Origin of the sequence: Streptomyces sp. NPDC059816 (assembly GCF_042732055.1) — a bacterium.
In the GTDB taxonomy this organism is placed as follows: Bacteria; Actinomycetota; Actinomycetes; order Streptomycetales; family Streptomycetaceae; genus Streptomyces.
This window is the reverse complement of the sequence record NZ_JBHWIQ010000024.1, coordinates 50269-69200: the sequence shown is the minus strand read 5'-3', so window position 1 is coordinate 69200 and position 18932 is coordinate 50269. Positions and strand designations below refer to the sequence as shown.

10 protein-coding genes are annotated in these 18932 nt (G+C 74.1%); 7 read left to right on the top strand and 3 right to left on the bottom strand.

Annotation, left to right across the window (positions count from 1 at the left end; genetic code table 11):
• Positions 1-497 precede the first annotated feature (497 nt).
• From ACFV88_RS27430 to moeZ, 4 genes are all read left to right on the top strand, one after another.
• A complete protein-coding gene (locus ACFV88_RS27430) occupies positions 498-977 on the top strand; it encodes a hypothetical protein (protein WP_385494579.1) in 480 nt (159 codons plus the stop codon).
• A gap of 186 nt (positions 978-1163) precedes the next feature.
• Positions 1164-2123, top strand: coding sequence for an NAD-dependent epimerase/dehydratase family protein (locus tag ACFV88_RS27425; protein WP_385494578.1), 960 nt, complete (start codon positions 1164-1166; stop codon positions 2121-2123).
• Positions 2111-2860 carry a spherulation-specific family 4 protein gene (locus tag ACFV88_RS27420; protein WP_385494577.1) on the top strand — a complete coding sequence of 250 codons (750 nt, stop codon included), beginning with the start codon at positions 2111-2113 and terminating at the stop codon, positions 2858-2860. The genes ACFV88_RS27425 and ACFV88_RS27420 overlap by 13 nt, the downstream gene beginning before the upstream one ends.
• 62 nt (positions 2861-2922) lie before the next feature.
• Positions 2923-4101, top strand: coding sequence for an adenylyltransferase/sulfurtransferase MoeZ (moeZ, locus tag ACFV88_RS27415; protein ID WP_385494575.1), 1179 nt, complete (start codon positions 2923-2925; stop codon positions 4099-4101).
• A gap of 144 nt (positions 4102-4245) precedes the next feature.
• On the opposite strand, the gene ACFV88_RS27410 is transcribed toward moeZ, so the two are convergent.
• From ACFV88_RS27410 to ACFV88_RS27400, 3 genes are all read right to left on the bottom strand, one after another.
• Positions 4246-5799 carry an alpha/beta hydrolase gene (locus ACFV88_RS27410; protein WP_385494574.1) on the bottom strand — a complete coding sequence of 518 codons (1554 nt, stop codon included), beginning with the start codon at positions 5797-5799 and terminating at the stop codon, positions 4246-4248.
• Between the two features lie 179 nt (positions 5800-5978).
• A complete protein-coding gene (locus tag ACFV88_RS27405; protein ID WP_385494572.1) occupies positions 5979-7526 on the bottom strand; it encodes an alpha/beta hydrolase in 1548 nt (515 codons plus the stop codon).
• 215 nt (positions 7527-7741) lie between these two features.
• The gene (locus tag ACFV88_RS27400) at positions 7742-10813 is read right to left on the bottom strand and encodes a lysylphosphatidylglycerol synthase domain-containing protein (RefSeq protein ID WP_385494571.1); all 3072 of its coding nucleotides are present in this window, start codon (positions 10811-10813) and stop codon (positions 7742-7744) included.
• A 200-nt stretch (positions 10814-11013) separates the two neighbouring features.
• On the opposite strand from ACFV88_RS27400, the gene ACFV88_RS27395 reads away from it, so the two are divergent.
• From ACFV88_RS27395 to ACFV88_RS27385, 3 genes are all read left to right on the top strand, one after another.
• Positions 11014-11385, top strand: coding sequence for an MGMT family protein (locus ACFV88_RS27395; protein WP_385494570.1), 372 nt, complete (start codon positions 11014-11016; stop codon positions 11383-11385).
• A 311-nt stretch (positions 11386-11696) separates the two neighbouring features.
• A complete protein-coding gene (locus tag ACFV88_RS27390; protein ID WP_385494569.1) occupies positions 11697-15206 on the top strand; it encodes an ATP-dependent helicase in 3510 nt (1169 codons plus the stop codon).
• Positions 15207-15347: 141 nt separating this feature from the next.
• The gene (locus tag ACFV88_RS27385) at positions 15348-18929 is read left to right on the top strand and encodes a UvrD-helicase domain-containing protein (protein ID WP_385494567.1); all 3582 of its coding nucleotides are present in this window, start codon (positions 15348-15350) and stop codon (positions 18927-18929) included.
• The last annotated feature ends 3 nt before the right edge of the window (positions 18930-18932 follow it).

The following is an 18932-nucleotide window of genomic DNA, read 5'->3' as shown; positions in this document are numbered from 1 at the left end:
CCACCTGTCCGTCCGCATACGTTCGTCCCGCTGCGGGCCGCCGAACGACGGCGGCTCCCCAAACGGGAACCGGGGGTGCGCTCGTGCGGATCGGATTGTTCGCCAAGGGAGGCTCCCCCTCACCGAACGGTGAGGGGCGTCTCCGGTGTGACCTGCCGGCTCCGCTCCGGTTCACGCCCGAGCCGGCGCCCGGGACGGTGTCCGAGCAGGGTTTCGGGGCTGCCGGGGGCGTGCTGGGGCGCAGGGCGCGCCGACGGGTCGCCGAGCACTACGGGTCGCTGTTCGGTGCGCTGTGTGCGCCGGGGGCGCCGGCTCCCGGGGGCGCCCCGGGTGGTGCGTGGATGCAGGGGGCGCCCGGCAGGCGGAGTGCGCGGGGCGCGGGTTCGACCGGTTCCCGCGAGGTTTCCCCCACCGGCTCGGCAACTGTGCCGTCGGACGGGCCCGCCGACGCTCCGATAGGCAGCTCCGCCCTTCTGGAGGACCGTTTCGTCACTGCCGTGCCCGGGCTTGCCGACCTCGCCCGTGACACCCCCCGCGCCCCGGCGCTCACCACCGCGCACCGCTCTCCACGGGCCGGCAGCGCCCTCGGGGGCGCCCCCCGTGTGCCCGGCGCCCCGGCGGCGCCCCGCAGCGCCTGCTGTCCCGGGGGGCCCACCCTTCCGTCCGTCGCGACCGCCGTCGTAGGCGCCCCGCGCGCCCGCACCGCCGGACGGTCCGCGGCCGGCGGCACCGGTGACGTCGACCCGGGCCACACCGTCACCCGGGGCCACACCGTCACCCGGGGCCCCGCCGCCCGCACCGGACCGCTCGACCGCACGCGCCTGGTCGCCCGGCGGCCGGCCGCCCACGGGGGCGCGAGCGCCCGAGCACGGGCGTTCGCCCCTCTCGTCATCGAGCAGGACGTCACGGCATTTCACGGCATTTACCGAGTGACGAGGCCCCCGCACCGGCACCGGAGGCGCCGCATGACGCCCTGACCCCCGCGCGCCCCCACGCCACCCGTCCGCCACCCCCACCACACCCCACAGCTCCACACCCCACGCTCCACCCCCCACACCTCCCGCGTGGCCGACACCGCGGGCGTTCCAGTACGGCACCATCCCTGAAGGAGAAAGCGAGATGACCACCCTCCGATCCGGAGACCGCGTTCCTGGAGGCGCCCGATGAGAGTGCTGCTGATCGGAGCCGGCGGGTACATCGGCCGCTTCGTCGCCGACCGGCTCATCGCCGACCCGGCCGTACAGCTCACCGCCCTCGGCCGCGGCGACGACGCCGATGTGCGTTTCGACCTCGCCACCGGCAGTCCGGGCGCGCTCACCCGGTTCCTCGACGCCGTCCACCCCGGAGTCGTCATCAACTGCGCGGGCGCCACCCGGGGCGGCGCCCGCGAGTTGATCCGGCACAACACCGTCGCCGTCGCCACCGTCTGCGAGGCCCTGCGCCGCAGCGGGTGCGGGGCACGACTCGTCCAGATCGGGTGCGGCGCCGAGTACGGCCCCAGCCAGCCCGGTTCCTCGACCGCCGAGGACGCCGTGCCGCGCCCCGGCGGCCCCTACGGCGTCAGCAAGCTGGCGGCCACCGAACTCGTCCTCGGCTCCGGCCTCGACGCCGTCGTGCTCCGGGTCTTCTCACCCGCCGGTCCCGGCACCCCCGCGGGCTCGCCGCTGGGGCGGCTCGCGGAGGCCATGCGCCGCGCCATGCAGTCCGGTGACGGCGAGCTGAAGCTCGGCGGTCTCGGGGCGCAGCGCGACTTCGTGGACGTGCGCGACGTGGCGCGGGCCGTGCACGCGGCCTCCCTGTCGGCCGCGCAGGGCGTCGTCAACATCGGGTCCGGCCGCGCCGTGCGCCTGCGCGACGCCGCCGCCGTCCTCGCCCGGGTCGCCGGATACGGGGGCGCGCTGCACGAACTCGACACCTCGGCCGGGCCGCTGCGGGCCGCCCTCGGGCACCCGCGCCCCGACCCGGACCACGTGTCCCCGGCGGCCCACCCCTACCCGGACGGCTGCGGCAGTTGGCAGCAGGCCGACGTCCGCACCGCCCGCGACCGGCTCGGCTGGCGTCCCCGCATCAATCTGGAGGAGTCCCTCGCCGACATCTGGATGGAGGCGGCGTGCCGTATCTGACCAGCGCGCTGCGGGGCGCCACCGGGACGGGCACCGGACCGGGCGTCGGCGCGCCCGGCCCCGCGCACCCCCTGCTCGCGTCCGAGGACTGGCACGCGCTCACCCGGACCGCGGATCCGCTGCACTGGGTCGTCCTCGACGTGGCGGGCGGCCCCGGGGACCGGCCCGACCCGCAGTGCCTGGACGCCGTCGGACGGCTCACCAATGCGGGCGTCCGGGTACTGGGCCACCTCGACCTCGACCGGGGGCGCGGTGACCTCCCGGCCCTGCTCGACCAGGCCCGGCGCTACCGCGACTGGTACCGGGTGGGCGGCTTCTACCTCGGTCGCTGCCCCGTCGACCACAGCAGCCTCCGGGCGGTCCGACGCACGGTGAGCAGTGTGCGGGCCCTGCTGGAGGACCCGCACGTCGTCCTCGGTCAGGGGTGTCACCCGCACCCCGGGTACGCGGGGGCCGCCGACCAACTGGTCACCTTCACCGGCCCGTGGTGCGACTACCGTTGGTCGCAGGTCGCCGAGTGGACCGCGGACCATCCGCCGGAACGCTTCTGCCACCTCGTCCACGGGGTGCCCCGCAGCCATCTGGACGAGGCGTTGCGCATCGCCCGCTGGCAGGGTGCGGGCACCATCTGGTTCACCGACCGCACCGGTCGCGGGGGCGCCGCCGACCCCTGGGAGGGCATGCCCGGTTACTGGGACGAGTTTGTCTCGCGGATCGGAACAGGTGTCTCGGAATGACGGAGTGCGTGGCAGTGTTACACGCAGAACAACCTTCCGATATACCGACCAACGGAGTCCCCGTGTCGCTGCCACCCCTGGTAGAGCCCGCTTCTGAGCTCACTGTCGACGAGGTCCGCAGGTACTCCCGCCACCTGATCATCCCGGATGTCGGGATGGCCGGGCAGAAGCGGCTGAAGAACGCCAAGGTGCTCGCCGTCGGTGCCGGCGGTCTCGGTTCGCCGGCGTTGATGTACCTGGCGGCGGCGGGTGTCGGCACCCTAGGAATCGTGGAGTTCGACGAGGTCGACGAGTCGAACCTCCAGCGCCAGATCATCCACAGCCAGGCGGACATCGGCCGGTCCAAGGCCGAGTCGGCCCGGGACAGCGTCAAGGGCATCAACCCGTACGTCGAGGTCGTCCTGCACGAAGAGCGGCTCGAAGCCGACAACGTGATGGACATCTTCAGCCAGTACGACCTGATCGTGGACGGCACGGACAACTTCGCCACCCGCTATCTCGTCAACGACGCGTGCGTGCTCCTCAACAAGCCGTACGTGTGGGGCTCCATCTACCGCTTCGACGGTCAGGCCTCGGTCTTCTGGAGCGAGCACGGTCCCTGCTACCGCTGCCTCTACCCCGAGCCCCCGCCGCCGGGCATGGTGCCGTCCTGCGCCGAGGGCGGTGTCCTCGGTGTGCTGTGCGCCTCCATCGGCTCCATCCAGGTCACCGAGGCCATCAAGCTCCTCACGGGCACGGGCGAGCCCCTGCTCGGCCGCCTCATGATCTACGACGCCCTGGAGATGCAGTACCGCCAGGTGAAGATCCGCAAGGACCCGAACTGCGCGGTCTGCGGTGACAACCCCACGGTCACCGAACTCATCGACTACGAGGCTTTCTGCGGTGTGGTGTCCGAGGAGGCCCAGGAGGCGGCGGCCGGCTCGACGATCACTCCCAAGCAGCTCAAGGAGTGGATGGACGAGGGCGAGAACATCGAGGTCATCGATGTCCGTGAGCCCGGCGAGTACGAGATCGTCTCCATCCCCGGCGCCAAGCTGATCCCGAAGAACGAGTTCCTCATGGGCTCCGCCCTGGAGAGCCTGCCGCAGGACCGCAAGATCGTCCTGCACTGCAAGACGGGCATCCGCAGCGCGGAGGTCCTCGCCGTCCTGAAGGCGGCCGGTTTCTCGGACGCCGTGCACGTCGGTGGCGGTGTCATCGGCTGGGTCCACCAGATCGAGCCCAACAAGCCGGTCTACTGACCGTCACCGCACTCCACGCATGACCACCGGGTCCCCGTGCCTCCGGGCACGGGGACCCGTCGTGTGCGGGGCGCGGGGTGCGGGGTGTGCGGTTCGCGGGCACCCCGCACGGTTCACCGATCCACCGGTCGATCGGTCCACCGGTCAGGAACAGACCTTGCCGTCCTTCGGCGCCCGGCCGTCGAGCAGATAGGCGTCGACCGCGCCGTCCACGCAGTCACTGCCGTTGCCGTAGGCCCCGTGCCCCTCGCCCTTCCAGGTCATCAGGACGCCGACGCCCTCACCGAGCCCGTCCGCCATCCGGCCCGCGCCCTCGTAGGGCGTGGCCGGGTCGCCGGTGTTGCCGATGACCAGGATGGGAGCCGCGCCCGGGGCGCTCACCTCGGAGCGCTCCTGAAGACCCGGCACCGGCCACTGGTGACACCACCCGGCCGTGTCCCAGCCCAGGAACTCCCCGAACACCGGTGATATCTCACGGAACTCCGCCAGCGAGGCGCGCGCTTGCTCCGGGGTCGTGCGGTCCTTGGAGTCGCGGCAGGAGATCGCCCGCTGGGAGTGGCTCTGGGTGCTGTAGCCCCCGGCCTCGTCCCGCTCGTTGTAGGCGTCGGCGAGGGCGAGCAGCGCACTGCCGTCGCCGTCCTCCGCGCCCTCCAGGGCTTCGGCGAGCGCCGGCCACGACTGCTCGCTGTAGAGCGTGATGACGATGCCGATGGTCGCCAGGGTCTGGGTCAGCTCGCGGTCGCCTGAGGTGGGCAGCGGCTCCGCGTCGATGCGCTTCAGCAGGTCCGCTATGGCTCGGCTGCCTTCCGCCGGGTCCTGGCCCTGGTCCTTCAGGTAGTTGTCCAGGGCACGTTGGAAGCCCCGGGTCTGGTTCTTCGCCTGGGCGACGCCGTCCGCGGTGGGGTCCACCACCGCGTCGAAGACCAGTCGTCCCACCCGGCCCGGGAACAGATGGGCGTAGGCGCCACCGAGCTGGGTGCCGTACGAGATGCCGAAGTAGTGGAGCTCGTCGTCCCCTAGGACGTGGCGCATCAGGTCCATGTCCCGCGCGGTGTTGTCGGTCGACAGATGGGCCAGGAGCTGCCCGGCGCCGCGTTCGCACCCCGCGGCGAAGTCCGCCGCGTCCGCCAGGAACGCCCGCTCCTCCGTGCCGCCGTCGGGGCTGAGGTCGACCTCCTCGGCGGCCTGGATCGCCTCGTCGGTGCGACAGCGCACGCCCTCGCTGTCGCCGACCCCGCGCGGATCGAAGCTGACCAGGTCGTACCGCTTCTGGAGGCGGTCGTACTCGGGGGCGAAGGAGGGCAGCATGGAGATGCCGGAGCCACCGGGCCCGCCGAAGTTGAAGACGAGGGAGCCGATGCGCGAGCCCTCGTCCTTCGCGCCCGCGCGGATCAGGGCGATGTCGATCGTCTTGCCGTCGGGCTTCGCGTAGTCCAACGGGACCTTCAGGTCGGCGCAGCGCCAGGAGTCGTCGGGGGCCTCGCCGTCGGCACCGGCCTCGCACGTGCCCCAGGACAGCCGTTGCTCGGTCAGCGAGGCCGGGAGGCCGCCGCCCGCGGTGTCCGATGGGGCGGGGGCGGGGGAACGCGACGCGGTGCGGTCGCCGGGCGGATCGTCCGCACCGCCGGAACCGCTACTGCACCCCGCGATCATCACGACGGCGGCGAGCAGCGCCGCCGACCGTACGTACCGTGCCATGACCTTCCCCCTCCACGAACTGTCCGGCCATAGTAGGCAGGCCCGGCCGCTCCCCGTCGAAGCCTGTGGACAACTCCTGACGCGCCCTCGTCAACCCGGGTTCCGTGCCGTCGACCCGGGGTTCCCGGTGCCTGAGCCCCGGCCACCGGCGCGACTGCCGGGGCGGTCGTCGGCCCGGGTCAGGGACACACCGTCCCCTTCCGCGGGACCTTGCCGTCCAGCAGGTAGCCGTCCACCGCCCCGCGCACGCAGGTGTCACCGCTGTCGTACGCCCCGTGCCCCTGGCCCTTGTACGTGAGCTCCACGCCCACGTTCCCGCCGAGCGCCGCCACCATCTTCCGGGTGCCCTCGTAGGGGGTGGCCGGGTCACCGGTGTTGCCGACGACCAGGATCGGCGCGGAGCCGGGCGCGCTGACGTCCGGGTGGTCGGCGGCGCCCGGGACCGCCCAGTCGGTGCAGGTGACCATGGACCAGGCGAGGAAGTCCCCGAACACCGGGGACGCGGCGCGGAACGCGGGCAGCCGTGCCTCGACGTCCCCCGGCGTGTACCGCGGTGCGTCGTCGGCGCAGTTGATCGCCACGTTCGCGGCCTGGACGTTGCTGTAGTGGCCGTCCTCGCCCCGTCCGTTCATCGCGTCGGACAGGGCCATCAGGATCTTGCCGTCCCCGTCGTACGCCTGCTCCAGCCCCTCCGTCAGGTACTCCCAGAAGTCCGGTGAGTACAGGGACTGGGCGATGCCGCCGGTGGCGGCCGTCTGGGTCAGCTGGCGGGGGAACAGGCCGGGCAACGGCCTGGTCTCCAGGTCCCGCAGGAGCGCGGCGATACGGTCCTTGACGTCCTCGGCGGTGTCGCCGACCGGGCAGTCCTCGACCTGGGACACGCAGTGCTCGGCGTAGTTGTCGAGGGCCAGTTGGAAGCCGCGGGTCTGCCCGAGGGCGCCCTGTTCCGGGTCCTGGGTCGGGTCGACCACCGCGTCGAACACCGCCCGGCCGACCTTCGTGGGGAACAGGTGCGCGTACACCCCGCCCAGTTCGGTGCCGTACGAGATGCCGAAGTAGTGGAGCCGGTCGTCGCCGAGCACCTGACGCATCAGCTCCAGGTCGCGTGCGGCGTCCGTGGTGCGCACATGGGGGAGCGTCCGGCCCGACCTGTCCTCGCAGGCCGCGTTGAAGGCCCGGGTGTTCGCCACGAGCTGCCGCTGTTCGGCTGCGTCGTCGGGGGTCGCGTCCTGCTGGAAGTACTCGTCGAGCTGCTCGTCGTCCTCGCAGATCACGCCCGCGCTGCGGCCCACCCCGCGCGGGTCGAAGCTGACCAGGTCGTAACGGGTGCGCAGCTTCTCGTACTCGTTCTCGAACGCGGGCAGGGTCGTCACCCCGGAGCCGCCTGGACCGCCGAAGTTGAAGATCAGGGAACCGATCCGGCGGTCGTCCGGTCCGCTGGTCCTGGCCCGGATCAGGGCGATGCCGATGGTGTCCCCCTTCGGATCGTCCCAGTCGAGGGGGGCCTTCAGAGTGGCGCACTGCCACAGTTCGCCGTCGGGGAGCGGTGAGGGCGCCGGGCCGCCGCCCTCCGCCTGCGTCGGCTTGGGGCAGTCGGCCCACTGGAGTTCCTGCGCCGCCGGGTCGTCCGGGGAGCCGTCGTCGCCGGCGCACGCCACGGCCGATGCGGCCAGCAGGGCGACGGAGGCGGCCAGTGCGGCGGCCCGCCGGGGGAGGGGCTTCGGCATGTCCCCATCCTGTGGCCACGGCGCGCGGGGCGCGCGGGCCGTGAGCCGTGCGGGTGACCGGCCGCGGGCCCACGCCCTCACGCCCCGGCTCGACGCCTTCACGCCCCCGGCTCCACGCCCTCACGCCCCGAGCCCACGCCCCGGCCGCACGCCCTGGCCCTGCGCCCTGCACCCGCGCCGTGCGCCCCCACGAGGAGGCGGTCGGACACGCGGCCCTACAGGGCGCCCTTGCGGGTGAGGTGGTTGAAGAACAACCAGCCCGGCAGCACCGGCAGCCACAATGTCAACAGCCGGTACAGCAGCACCGCCGGGGCGGCGACCTCCTTGGGCAGCCCCACCGCGATCAGACCGACCGTGAGCGTCGCCTCCACCGCGCCCACCCCGCCCGGGGTCGGCGCCGCCGAGCCGAGCGCGTTGCCCGCGAGGAACACCACCGCCACGCTCGCCAGGCTCAGTGAGGTGGTCTCGTCGCCGAACGCCCGGATCGACGCGTCCAGACACATCACGAAGCAGGCGGTCAGCAGCAGCATCCCGCCGATCCCGGTGATCAGCTTCTGCGGGCGCTGGAGCACGTCCAGCATGCGCGGCACCACCCCCGCGAACAGCGAGCGCACCCGGGTCACGACGAACTTCCGCAGGAACGGGATCGAGGTGACCACCAGGACCAGCACGGCGACCGTCAACAGCCCCGCGATGACCGTCCGCGACGGCGACAGGGACGGCGTCTTCTCGGTGCCCGTCAAGTACCCGAACGCCAGCAGCAGCAGGATGTGCGAGCCGAGCCCGAACAGCTGCGAAGCGCCGACGCTCGCCACCGCGAGCCCCGGACGGACCCCCGAGCGCTGGAGGAACCGGGTGTTGAGCGCCACCCCGCCGACGGCCGCCGGAGCCACCAACTTCACGAACGAACCGGCGACCTGGGCGGACACCGTGCGCAGGAAGGGCACCCGCTCCGGAACGAACCCGAGCAGGCTCATCGCGGCGGCGAAGTAGCTCAGCGCCGAGAACAGCGCGGCGGCGGCGACCCACCCCCACTCGGCCTCCTCGATCAGGGTCCCGAACTCGATGTGGGTGAGCTGCGACAACAGGAAGTAGGCACCGATCGCGCCCGCGATGAAACTGATCAGGGTGCGGGGCCTGATGCGTTCCAGCCGGGCCGGTTCCACGGGGGCCTGCGGACGGATGAGCAGCACCTGGTGACGGATCTGGGTGAGCAGGTCCTCCTCCCGGGCCTCCTCCAGCGCGTCGTCTATGGCCCGTTTCTCCGCCTGCTTCTCGGCGCGCACCGCCTTCTTGTCGCCCGCCGGGCGCGCGACGGCGCTCCCCGGGGCCTCCTTTGACCCGTCCGCCCCGCGGGCCTTCCCGGTCCCGCCGGCGGCGCCGGCCGTGACCCCGGTCGTCCGGGCCGCGGTGCCTGCCGTTTCCGGTGCGCCCGCTGTCTCCGGTGCGTCTGCCGTGCCCGCGGTGCCCGCCGCGCTGGCTGTGTCTGCTGGGTCGACTGGGTCGGCTGAGTCGGCTGAGTCGGCTGTGTCCGCTGGGTCGGCAGTGTCGGCTGTGTCGGCGAGTCGCTCCTGCTTCGCCTTGCGGGACGCCTCCAGTACGGCCTCCCGCTCCCGCTGCGCACGTTCCCTGGCCAGCTTGCGCAAGGTGCCGCGGGTCGCGCGGGTCAGGGCGATCGGCTGGAGCAGCGGCAGACAGTCCGCCACCAGGTCCGGCCCCAGCACGGCCACCGCCGAGGCCACCGACCGCTCGGCACCCACCCGCAGCCCCAGGGTCGTCAACAACTGGGCGACGTCCATCCGCAGCACCAGGTCGCCCGCCGCGATCTCGCCGCCCCGCAGATCGGTGAGGATCACCGTGCCGGAACGATCCACCAGGATCGCGTCGCCCGCCAGCCTGCGGTGCGCGATGCGACGCGACTGGAGCGCCTGCACCTGCCGCCAGGTGTCGTGCAGCAGCCCGTCCGTGACGTCGCCGTCGGGCAACGAGTCGAAGCTCCGCCCGCCGGTGTGCTCGTACACCAGCATCACCGCGTCCGGGCCCAGCTCCGACGTGGCGATCAACTTGGGCGCGTTGGCACCCGCCGCGATCGCCGCGTACGCGATCAGCGCCTCCTGCTCCAACGCCTGGCGCAGCGACTGGAGACTGCGGCGCGTGGTGATGCCCCGCAGGGTCACCCGCCGCCACACCCGGTAGAAGAACCCCTGGGCCTGCTGTTCCCGGTCCACCACGGTCACGTCGAGCGGGGGACCGTCCTCCAGGGTGACGCAGTACCGCCGCCCCCGGTCACCGCCGCTGTCGGCGCTGTCCGGGGCGCCCTCCTCGCGGGCCGCGCTCACCGGGTGGAAGCCCACCCTGCGCAGCCCCGCCAGGAGCGTCTGACCGGTGGGCCGCACGTTCGGGGAACCCACCGCGTACAGCGTCCCGTAGGCGATGGTCCAGCCGATGAGGATCGTCAGGATGATCGAGAACGGGGTGGTGTAACCGGTGACGAGCATCGCGAACGCGTCGAGCAGCAGCACCACCCAGAGCACGACCCGCCAGCGCGGCCGGCGCGACATCCCCACCGCGGTCATGTACGCGATCACGGGGGCCAGATAGCCGTGCACCGGGTCGGTGAGTGCGTGGATGTCCGCGGGGGACGGCCGGGTCAGCGCGTCCTGGATCGACTGCGGCGCCGCCTGGGCGACCCACAGGTCCGTGGCGAGCGTCACCCCGTGCGCCAGGACCGCCGCCAGGACCCCGTCGGCGATCCGCAACCCGTCCCGTTTGATCAACCGCTCCACGGCGAAGGCCACCGGCACCAGCAGCACCGCGATGCTCGACGCCAACCCCGCGAACTTGATCAGCAGGTCGGGGGCGTCCTCGGTGCCCTTGCTGATGTCCTGTTCCAGGCCCGACGTCGTCCCGTGCGCGAACGTCGCGATCGCCAGCAGCACCGCGATCGCCAGCACCCCGCTGAGCAGCCGCATCAGGTCGGACGGCCGGTGCACGCGCGCGGGCAGCAGCGGTTCGTCGCCCTCCACCTCGTCGACGTAGGACCCCGACGATCCGACGGCCTCCGTCAACTCGTCCGGGTCCGCGGGACCCTCCGGAGTGACGGTCACGGGGTCCGCACCGGCCGGCACCGGCACCGGCGCGCGCCGCTCGGCACCCGGCCCGTCCGGCCCGGGTGCTCCCGCGCCGGCGGGCGCGGTCTCGTCGGAATCCTCGTGCGCCTTCAGGGGCTGCTCTCCGGTGTCAGGGCGCGTCGACGCACCAGGGATGCCCGCTCCATCGGGTTCCATGCCCTGTCGCTTCGCCGCGCCTTCTTGTTCTCGTATCACCAGTCACCGCCCGCATGATCCTGGCATGCCCTCCCGGCAGAGCGGGGCATCAGGGTGCGATACGGCGGTGCCGGGGCCTGCTCACCCGCCTTCCTCGGGCGCCCTGCGCGGACCGCTGCGCGCCCTTCGTACTGTCGGTGGTGTGGGGCAGGATAGGGCGGATGAGCGAGGAGAGCCGTCCCGCGGACGGACCGTCCGAACACCCCGGTCACCCCGAGTACGCCGAGCGGGTCTTCGAAGTGGCCGAGCTGATCCCGCCCGGCCGCGTGCTGACGTACGGCGACGTCGCCGAATGGCTGGAGACGGGAGGCCCCCGCCAGGTGGGCCGGGTCATGGCGCTGTACGGCGGAGCGGTGCCCTGGTGGCGCGTGGTGCGCGCGGACGGCGTGCTGCTCCCGGGGCACGAACGCGAAGCGCTCGGCCACTACCGCGCGGAGGGCACCCCGCTGCGCACGGCGGGCGGCTCCTCCGGAACCCACCTGCCGCGGCTCGACATGCGGCGCGCCCGATGGGACGGACGAACCGAGACATGACACGCACCACACGACGACCTGACGCACACCGGCAAGCTTCCGCCGCGCGACCCCCGAACGGGCGACGGACCGCCGCAGCAGGACGGAACCGGACCGCCGCAACGCGCCGGGACCGGACGGCCGGGCAGCGCCGGGAGCGGGCCGACCGCGGGGAGCGCCCCCGGCCCGCTCCCGCCCCGGCCGCCCCGCGCAGGGCCCGTACCGCGTAGCGTCCGGGGTACCCGGCGGGCCGTCACCCGCCAGCAGGTGCCCACCGCCCACCGCGCACCACCGCGCCCCCATCAGCACGACCACCAGGACCGGCGACCCACGTGAGCTTCCCCTCCTCCACCAGACGCCCGCCGCACCCCCGTGCGCGGCCGGGGAGTCCCGGCGCGTACCGACTCGTGCGCACCGCGCAGGCTCCGGTGGACTCCCCTCGTCTGGACGCAGGCCAGCGCGCGGTGGTTGACCACGGGAAGGGCCCGATGCTCGTCCTCGCCGGGCCCGGCACCGGCAAGACCACGACCCTCGTCGAAGCGGTCGCCGCGCGCCTGGCCCGCGGCGCGGACCCCGCACGCGTCCTGGTGCTCACCTTCAGCCGCAAGGCCGCCGTCGAACTGCGCGACCGGATGGCCCTGCGCATCGGCGCCGCCCGCGCCCCGCAGGCGACCACGTTCCACTCCTTCTGCTACGCCCTCGTCCGCGCCCACCAGGACGCCGACCTGTTCGTCGAGCCCCTGCGCCTGCTGTCCGGCCCCGAGCAGGACGTCACCGTGCGGGAACTGCTCGCCGGACAGATCGACCTCGAACGCGCCGGACTGCGCCATGTGCGCTGGCCCGACGAACTGCGCGCCTGCCTGACCACCCGGGGCTTCGCCGACGAGGTGCGCGCCGTCATCGCCCGCACCCGGGAACTGGGCCTCGCCCCCCGCGCCCTCGGGGACTTCGCCGCCCGCACCGGCCGCCCCGACTGGGGCGCCGCAGCCGCGTTCCTCGCCGACTACCTGGACGTCCTCGACCTCCAGGGGGTCCTCGACTACACCGAACTCGTCCACCGTGCCGTCCTCCTCGCCCGTCGCCCCGAGGTCGCGTCCGCCCTGGCCGGACAGTACGACGCGGTGTACGTCGACGAGTACCAGGACACCGATCCGGCGCAAGTACGCCTCCTGGACGCGCTCGCCGGCGGCGGGCGCACCCTCGTCGCCCTCGGCGACCCCGACCAGTCGATCTACGCCTTCCGGGGCGCCGACGTGAACGGCATCCTCGACTTCCCCGCGACCTTCCGGCACCCGGACGGCACCCCCCCGCGCGTGGCCGTGCTCGGCACCTCCCGCCGCTCCGGTGCCGACCTGCTCGCCGCGACCCGACGGCTCACCCAACGCATGCCGCTCACCCGGCTCCCCGCCGAGCGGGTCCGCGCCCACCGGGACCTCACCGCCGCCCGGGACGGCGGGCGGGTCGAGGCGTACACCTACCCGACCCCGGGTATGGAGCTGGACAACATCGCCGACGTCCTGCGTCGCGCGCACCTGGAGGACGGGGTGCCCTGGAGTGACATGGCCGTCCTCGTCCGCTCGGGCGGGCGCACCATTCCCTCGCTGCGACGCGCCCTCACCTCGGCGGGGGTGCCCCTCGACATCGACGGCGAGGACCTGCCGCTGCGGCACGAGCCCGCGGTGGCGCCGCTGCTGATGGCCCTCAAGGCGGTCGCCGAGGCGACCCTCGCCCCGCCCGCGGGTGCGGGCCCGTCGGCGGATTCGGCTGCGCCCGCGGGTTCGGCTGCGCCCACCGGCGCGACCGGCGGCCCTGCCGGTGCGTCCGGCGGCCCTGCCCGTGCGGCCGACGGTCCCGCCGGTGCGGCCGACGGTCCCGTCGAAGGCTCCGCGGACGCCCCCGGAGACGTCCCCGAAGGCACCTCCGGACACACCCCCGCGCACACCCCCGCGCACACCCCCAAGAACACCTGCTGGCTGGACACCGAGACCGCGCTCACCCTCCTCGCCTCACCCCTCGCCGGCATGGACACCGCCGACCTGCGACGCCTGGGCCGGGCCCTGCGCGCCGAGGAACGCGCCGCCGGGAACCCGCTGCCCGAGGCCTCCGACGTCCTCCTCACCCGGGCGCTCGCCGAACCCGAACGCCTCACCGCGCACGACCCGTCCTACGCACGCGGCGCACAGCGCCTGGGCGCACTGCTGCGCACCGCGCGCAAACGCCTCGCGGACGGCGGGACCGCCGAGGAAGCCCTGTGGGACCTGTGGCAGGGCACCTCCTGGCCCCAGCGCCTGGAACGGTCCGCCCGGCGCGGCGGCGCCGCCGGACGCAACGCGGACCGCGACCTCGACGCCGTCTGCGCGCTCTTCGCCGCCGCGGCCCGCGCCGAACAACGCACCGGCGGGCGCGGCGCCCTCAACTTCCTCGCCGAGACCGAAGCCGCCGACATCGCCGCCGACACCCTCACCCGGCGCGCCGTCCGCCCCGACGCGGTGCGCCTGATGACCGCCCACCGGTCCAAGGGCCTGGAGTGGCGACTCGTCGTCGTCGCCGGCGTCCAGGAGGGGCTCTGGCCCGACCTGCGGCGCCGCGGCTCGCTGCTGGAGGCCGACCGCATCGGCCGGGACGGGCTCGCCGAGCCGCTCTCCCCGGGCGCCCTGCTCGCCGAGGAACGCCGCCTCTTCTACGTGGCGGCCACCCGCGCCCGCGAACGCCTCGTCGTCACCGCTGTGAAGGCCCCGGCCGACGACGGCGACCAGCCGTCCCGCTTCCTGGCGGAACTCGGCGTCGAACCCCGGGACGTCACCGGCCGCCCGCGCCGCCCGCTGGCCGTCGCCGCGCTCGTCGCGGAACTGCGCGCCACCACCGTCGACCCGAACGCCTCCGCCGCGCTGCGGGAGGCCGCCGCCGGGCGCCTCGCCGAACTCGCCGCACTCGACGACGGCGAGGGCCGCCCCCTGGTGCCCGCCGCCCACCCCCACCGCTGGTGGGGCATGGACGACCCCACCGAGAGCAGGGTCCCGCTCCGCGACCGCTCCCACCCGGTGGCGCTGTCGGGCAGCGCCCTCGACCAGCTCGCGAACACCTGCGCACTCCAGTGGTTCCTGGGCCGCGAGGTGAAGGCCGACGCCCCCGCCACCGCCGCCCAGGGCTTCGGCAACGTGGTGCACGTGCTCGCCGACGAGGTCGCCTCCGGACGCACCCCCGCCGACCTCGCCGTCCTGATGGAACGCCTCGACTCGGTGTGGGACGCGCTCGCCTTCGACGCGCCCTGGAAGTCCGCCCAGGAGAAGGAACACGCACGGGCGGCACTCGAACGCTTCCTGCACTGGCACGTCACCGACCGCGCCGGGCGCACCGCCGTCGCCAGCGAACAGGACTTCGACGTGACCCTGGCGGCCGGCTCCTTCGAGGTGCGCATCCGCGGCTCGGTGGACCGCGTCGAACGCGACGGCGAGGGCCGCGCCTACGTCGTCGACTTCAAGACCGGCAAGCACGCCCCCTCCGCGGCGGAGGTCGCCCGCCACCCCCAGCTCGCCGTCTACCAGCTCGCCGTCACGGAGGGCGCCGTCGACGACGCCTTCGACGGCGAGCGCCCCGAGCCGGGCGGCGCGGAACTCGTCCACCTGCGGCAGGGCGCCGCCCGCCGGGACGGCGGGGACGAGGTGCCCAAGGTCCAGACCCAGGAACCGCTGGCCGGACAGTGGATCGGCGACCTCCTCGCCACCGCCGCCGGCAAGGTCCTCGACGAACGGTTCTCGCCCACCACCGGCCAGCACTGCGGGCACTGTGCGTTCCGCGCCTCGTGCAGCGCCCGCCCCGAGGGACGCCACGTCATCGACTGACCGCAGGGCCCGTACCCACGTCACCCCTTGGCCGTACGGCCACCCGACCCGGTGGCGACGACGGGCACCGCGGGCCCGGGGGGTGTCGCCGCAACCGCCGGCCGGCCCGGAATGTCACCGTCCCCGGTTAGCCTCGTCCGTGTGCCCGCACGCATCACCGACCCCGAGCAGCTGAAGCAACTCCTCGGCATCCCGTTCACCCCGGAGCAGACGGCCTGCATCATCGCGCCGCCCGCCCCGCAGGTCATCGTGGCCGGAGCCGGATCGGGCAAGACCACCGTCATGGCCGCCCGCGTGGTGTGGCTCGTCGGCACCGGACAGGTCGCCCCCGAACAGGTCCTCGGACTGACCTTCACCAACAAGGCCGCCGGCGAACTCGCCGAACGCGTCCGCAAGGCCCTCCTCGCGGCGGGCGTCACCGACCCCGACACCATCGACCCGGACAACCCCCCGGGCGAACCCGTCATCTCCACGTACCACGCCTTCGCCGGTCGACTCCTCACCGACCACGGACTGCGCATCGGCCTGGAACCCACCACCCGGCTCCTCGCCGACGCCACCCGCTTCCAGCTCGCCGCCCGCGTCCTGCGCGAAGCCCCCGGCCCCTACCCGGCGCTCACCCGGTCCTTCCCCGACCTCGTCAGCGACCTCCTCGCCCTCGACGCCGACCTCGCCGAACACCTGGTGCGCCCCGAGGACCTCCGCGCCCACGACGCCGAACTGCTGCGCACCCTGGACGGCGCCACCCTGACCAACCCCGATCTGCGCAAGGTCCCCGAGGCCGCCGCCGCCCGCCGCGACCTCGCCGCCCTCGTCCAGCGCTACCGCGAGGCCAAACGCAGCCGGGACCTCCTCGACTTCGGCGACCAGATCGCCCTGTCCGCCACCCTCGCCCTCACCCGCCCCGAAGTCAGCGGCATCCTGCGCGACGAGTTCCGCGTCGTCCTCCTCGACGAGTACCAGGACACCTCCGTCGCCCAGCGCATCCTGCTCTCCGGGCTCTTCGGCAACGGCACCGGACACCCCGTGACCGCCGTCGGCGACCCCTGCCAGGCGATCTACGGCTGGCGCGGTGCGTCCGTCGCCAACCTCGACGACTTCCCCCACCACTTCGCCCACGCCGACGGCACCCCCGCCACCCGCCACGCCCTCAGCGAGAACCGTCGCAGCGGAGGCCGCCTCCTCGACCTCGCCAACGACCTGGCGACCCCCCTGCGCGCCCTCCACGCCGGCGTGGAAGCCCTGCGCCCCGCCCCGGGCGCCGAACGCGAGGGCACGGTCCGCTGCGCCCTGCTGAGCACCCACGCCGAAGAGCTCGACTGGCTCGCCGACTCCCTCGCCCACCTGGTGCGCACCGGCACCCCGCCCGGTGAGATCGCCGTGCTGTGCCGCACCGCAGCCGACTTCGCCGACATCCAGGGCGCCCTCGTCGCCCGGGACGTCCCCGTCGAGGTCGTCGGCCTGTCCGGACTGCTGCACCTGCCCGAGGTCGCCGACCTGGTCGCCGTCTGCGAAGTCCTCCAGGACCCCGGCGCCAACGCCTCCCTGGTGCGCCTGCTCACCGGACCCCGCTGGCGCATCGGCCCCCGCGACCTCGCCCTGCTGGGGCGGCGCGCCCGCCTCCTCGTGCGCCACGCGCACCCCGCCGACGAAGGCGCCGACGGCGAACCCGACCTCGACCGGCGGCTCGCCGCAGCCGTCGAAGGGGTCGACCCGGCCGAGGTGGTCTCCCTCGCCGACGCCCTCGACACCTTCCTGGAACAACCCGCCGACTCCGGCGACGACGGCCTGCCGTTCTCGCCCGCCGCCCGCGTCCGCTTCGCCCGCCTCGCCGCCGAACTGCGCGATCTGCGTCGCTCCCTCGCCGACCCCCTGATGGACGTGCTGCACCGGGTGCTCGCCACCACCGGCCTGGAGGTCGAACTGTCGGCGTCCCCCCACGCACTGGCCGCCCGCCGCCGGGAGACCCTCGCCAACTTCCTCGACACGGCCGCCTCCTTCGCCGCCCACGACAACGACGCCACGCTCCTCGCCTTCCTCGGCTTCCTGCGCACCGCCGCCCAGTACGAGAAGGGCCTCGACAACGCCCTGCCCGGCGGCGAGAACACCGTCAAGGTCCTCACCGCCCACAAGTCCAAGGGCCTCGAATGGGACGTCGTCGCCGTCCCCGGGCTCGTCCGCGGCACCTTCCCCAGTGCCCAGGGCCGCGACAAGTGGACCGCCCAGGGCAAGGTCCTCCCGCACACCCTGCGCGGCGACGCGGACACCCTGCCCGAGGTCGCCTCCTGGGACGCGCGCGGCCTCAAGGCGTTCCACGAGGACATGAAGGACCACCAGCACACCGAGGAACTACGCCTCGGCTACGTCACCTTCACCCGCCCCCGGTCCCTGCTCCTCGGCTCCGGCCACTGGTGGGGACCCACCCAGAAGCGCACCCGCGGCCCCTCGGACTTCCTGGACGCCCTCCACGACCACTGCGCCGCCGGCCACGGCGAGATCGAAACCTGGGCCGACCGCCCCGGACCGGAGGACGAGAACCCGGCGCTCCGGGCGGCCGCCGCCGAGCACGCCTGGCCGCTGCCGCTCGACCCCGACGCGCTCGCCCGCCGTCGGGCCGCCGCCGACGTCGTCCTCGGCCACCTCGACCGGCTCACCGGCACCCGTGCGCCCCACGCCCGCTCCGACGCCCCGGTCCGCGGCGGCGACGGCCGCGCACCCGCGTACGACCCGGCGCCCGCCTACGACCCCGAGTGGCCGCCGCCCCCCGACGACCCCGAGGACGAGGCGCACCACCCCGTCGGGGAGGACTTCGCCGTCGGGGAGGACTCCGCCGACTGGGAGGAGTGGAGCCACGACCGCCCCACTTTGCACCCGCACGCCCCCACCCCCGCGATCCCGCACGCCCGCGCGCCCCACCCACCGACCGCGCCCCACCCACCGACCGAGGCGGACCGACCGACCGCCGCGGACCTCACCCCCGAGGAGGCCCGGGCCATCGCCTCCTGGGACCGCGACCTCACCGCCCTCACCGGGGAGCTGCTGCGCGCCCGGCAGAGCGTCACCGACGTCCCACTGCCCCCCTCCCTGACCGCCTCCCAACTCCTCCACCTCGCCGCCGACCCCGACGGCTTCGCCCAGGAACTCGCCCGGCCCATGCCGCGCCCCCCACAGCCCGCCGCCCGCCGCGGCACCCGCTTCCACGCCTGGGTCGAAACCCGCTTCGAAGCGCTGCGCCTGCCCCTGCTCGACCCCGACGACCTCCCCGGCAGCGACGCCGAGATCGACGACGAACACGACCTGGAAGCCCTGAAGGACGCCTTCGAACGCACCCCCTACGCCCGGCGCACCCCGTACCGGGTGGAGGCCCCCTTCCAACTGGAACTCGCCGGCCGCGTCGTCCGGGGCCGCATCGACGCCGTCTACCGGAACGACGACGGCGACCGCACCACGTACGAGATCGTCGACTGGAAGACCGGCCGGGGCCACCACGCCGACCCGCTGCAACTCGCCGTCTACCGACTCGCCTGGGCCGAGCGGCAGGGCGTCCCCCCGGAGTCGGTGACGGCGACCTTCCTGTACGTGCGCAGCGGCGAGACCGTGCGCCCCGCGCACCTGCCCGGCCGCGCCGAACTGGAACGACTCCTCACCGGCGACGACGACGGCACCGGGCGCCCACCGGCCCCCGGGGAACCAGCGGACGGGACCACTTCGCGAGGCGGTTAGGCT

Bases quoted from the DNA above. Each gene is read 5' to 3' on its own strand.
- ACFV88_RS27425 (WP_385494578.1), top strand. From the start codon at position 1,164: ATGAGAGTGCTGCTGATCGGAGCCGGCGGGTACATCGGCCGCTTCGTC.
- ACFV88_RS27395 (WP_385494570.1), top strand. From the start codon at position 11,014: ATGAGCGAGGAGAGCCGTCCCGCGGACGGACCGTCCGAACACCCCGGT.
- ACFV88_RS27405 (WP_385494572.1), bottom strand. From the start codon at position 7,526: ATGCCGAAGCCCCTCCCCCGGCGGGCCGCCGCACTGGCCGCCTCCGTC.
- ACFV88_RS27410 (WP_385494574.1), bottom strand. From the start codon at position 5,799: ATGGCACGGTACGTACGGTCGGCGGCGCTGCTCGCCGCCGTCGTGATG.
- ACFV88_RS27400 (WP_385494571.1), bottom strand. From the start codon at position 10,813: ATGGAACCCGATGGAGCGGGCATCCCTGGTGCGTCGACGCGCCCTGAC.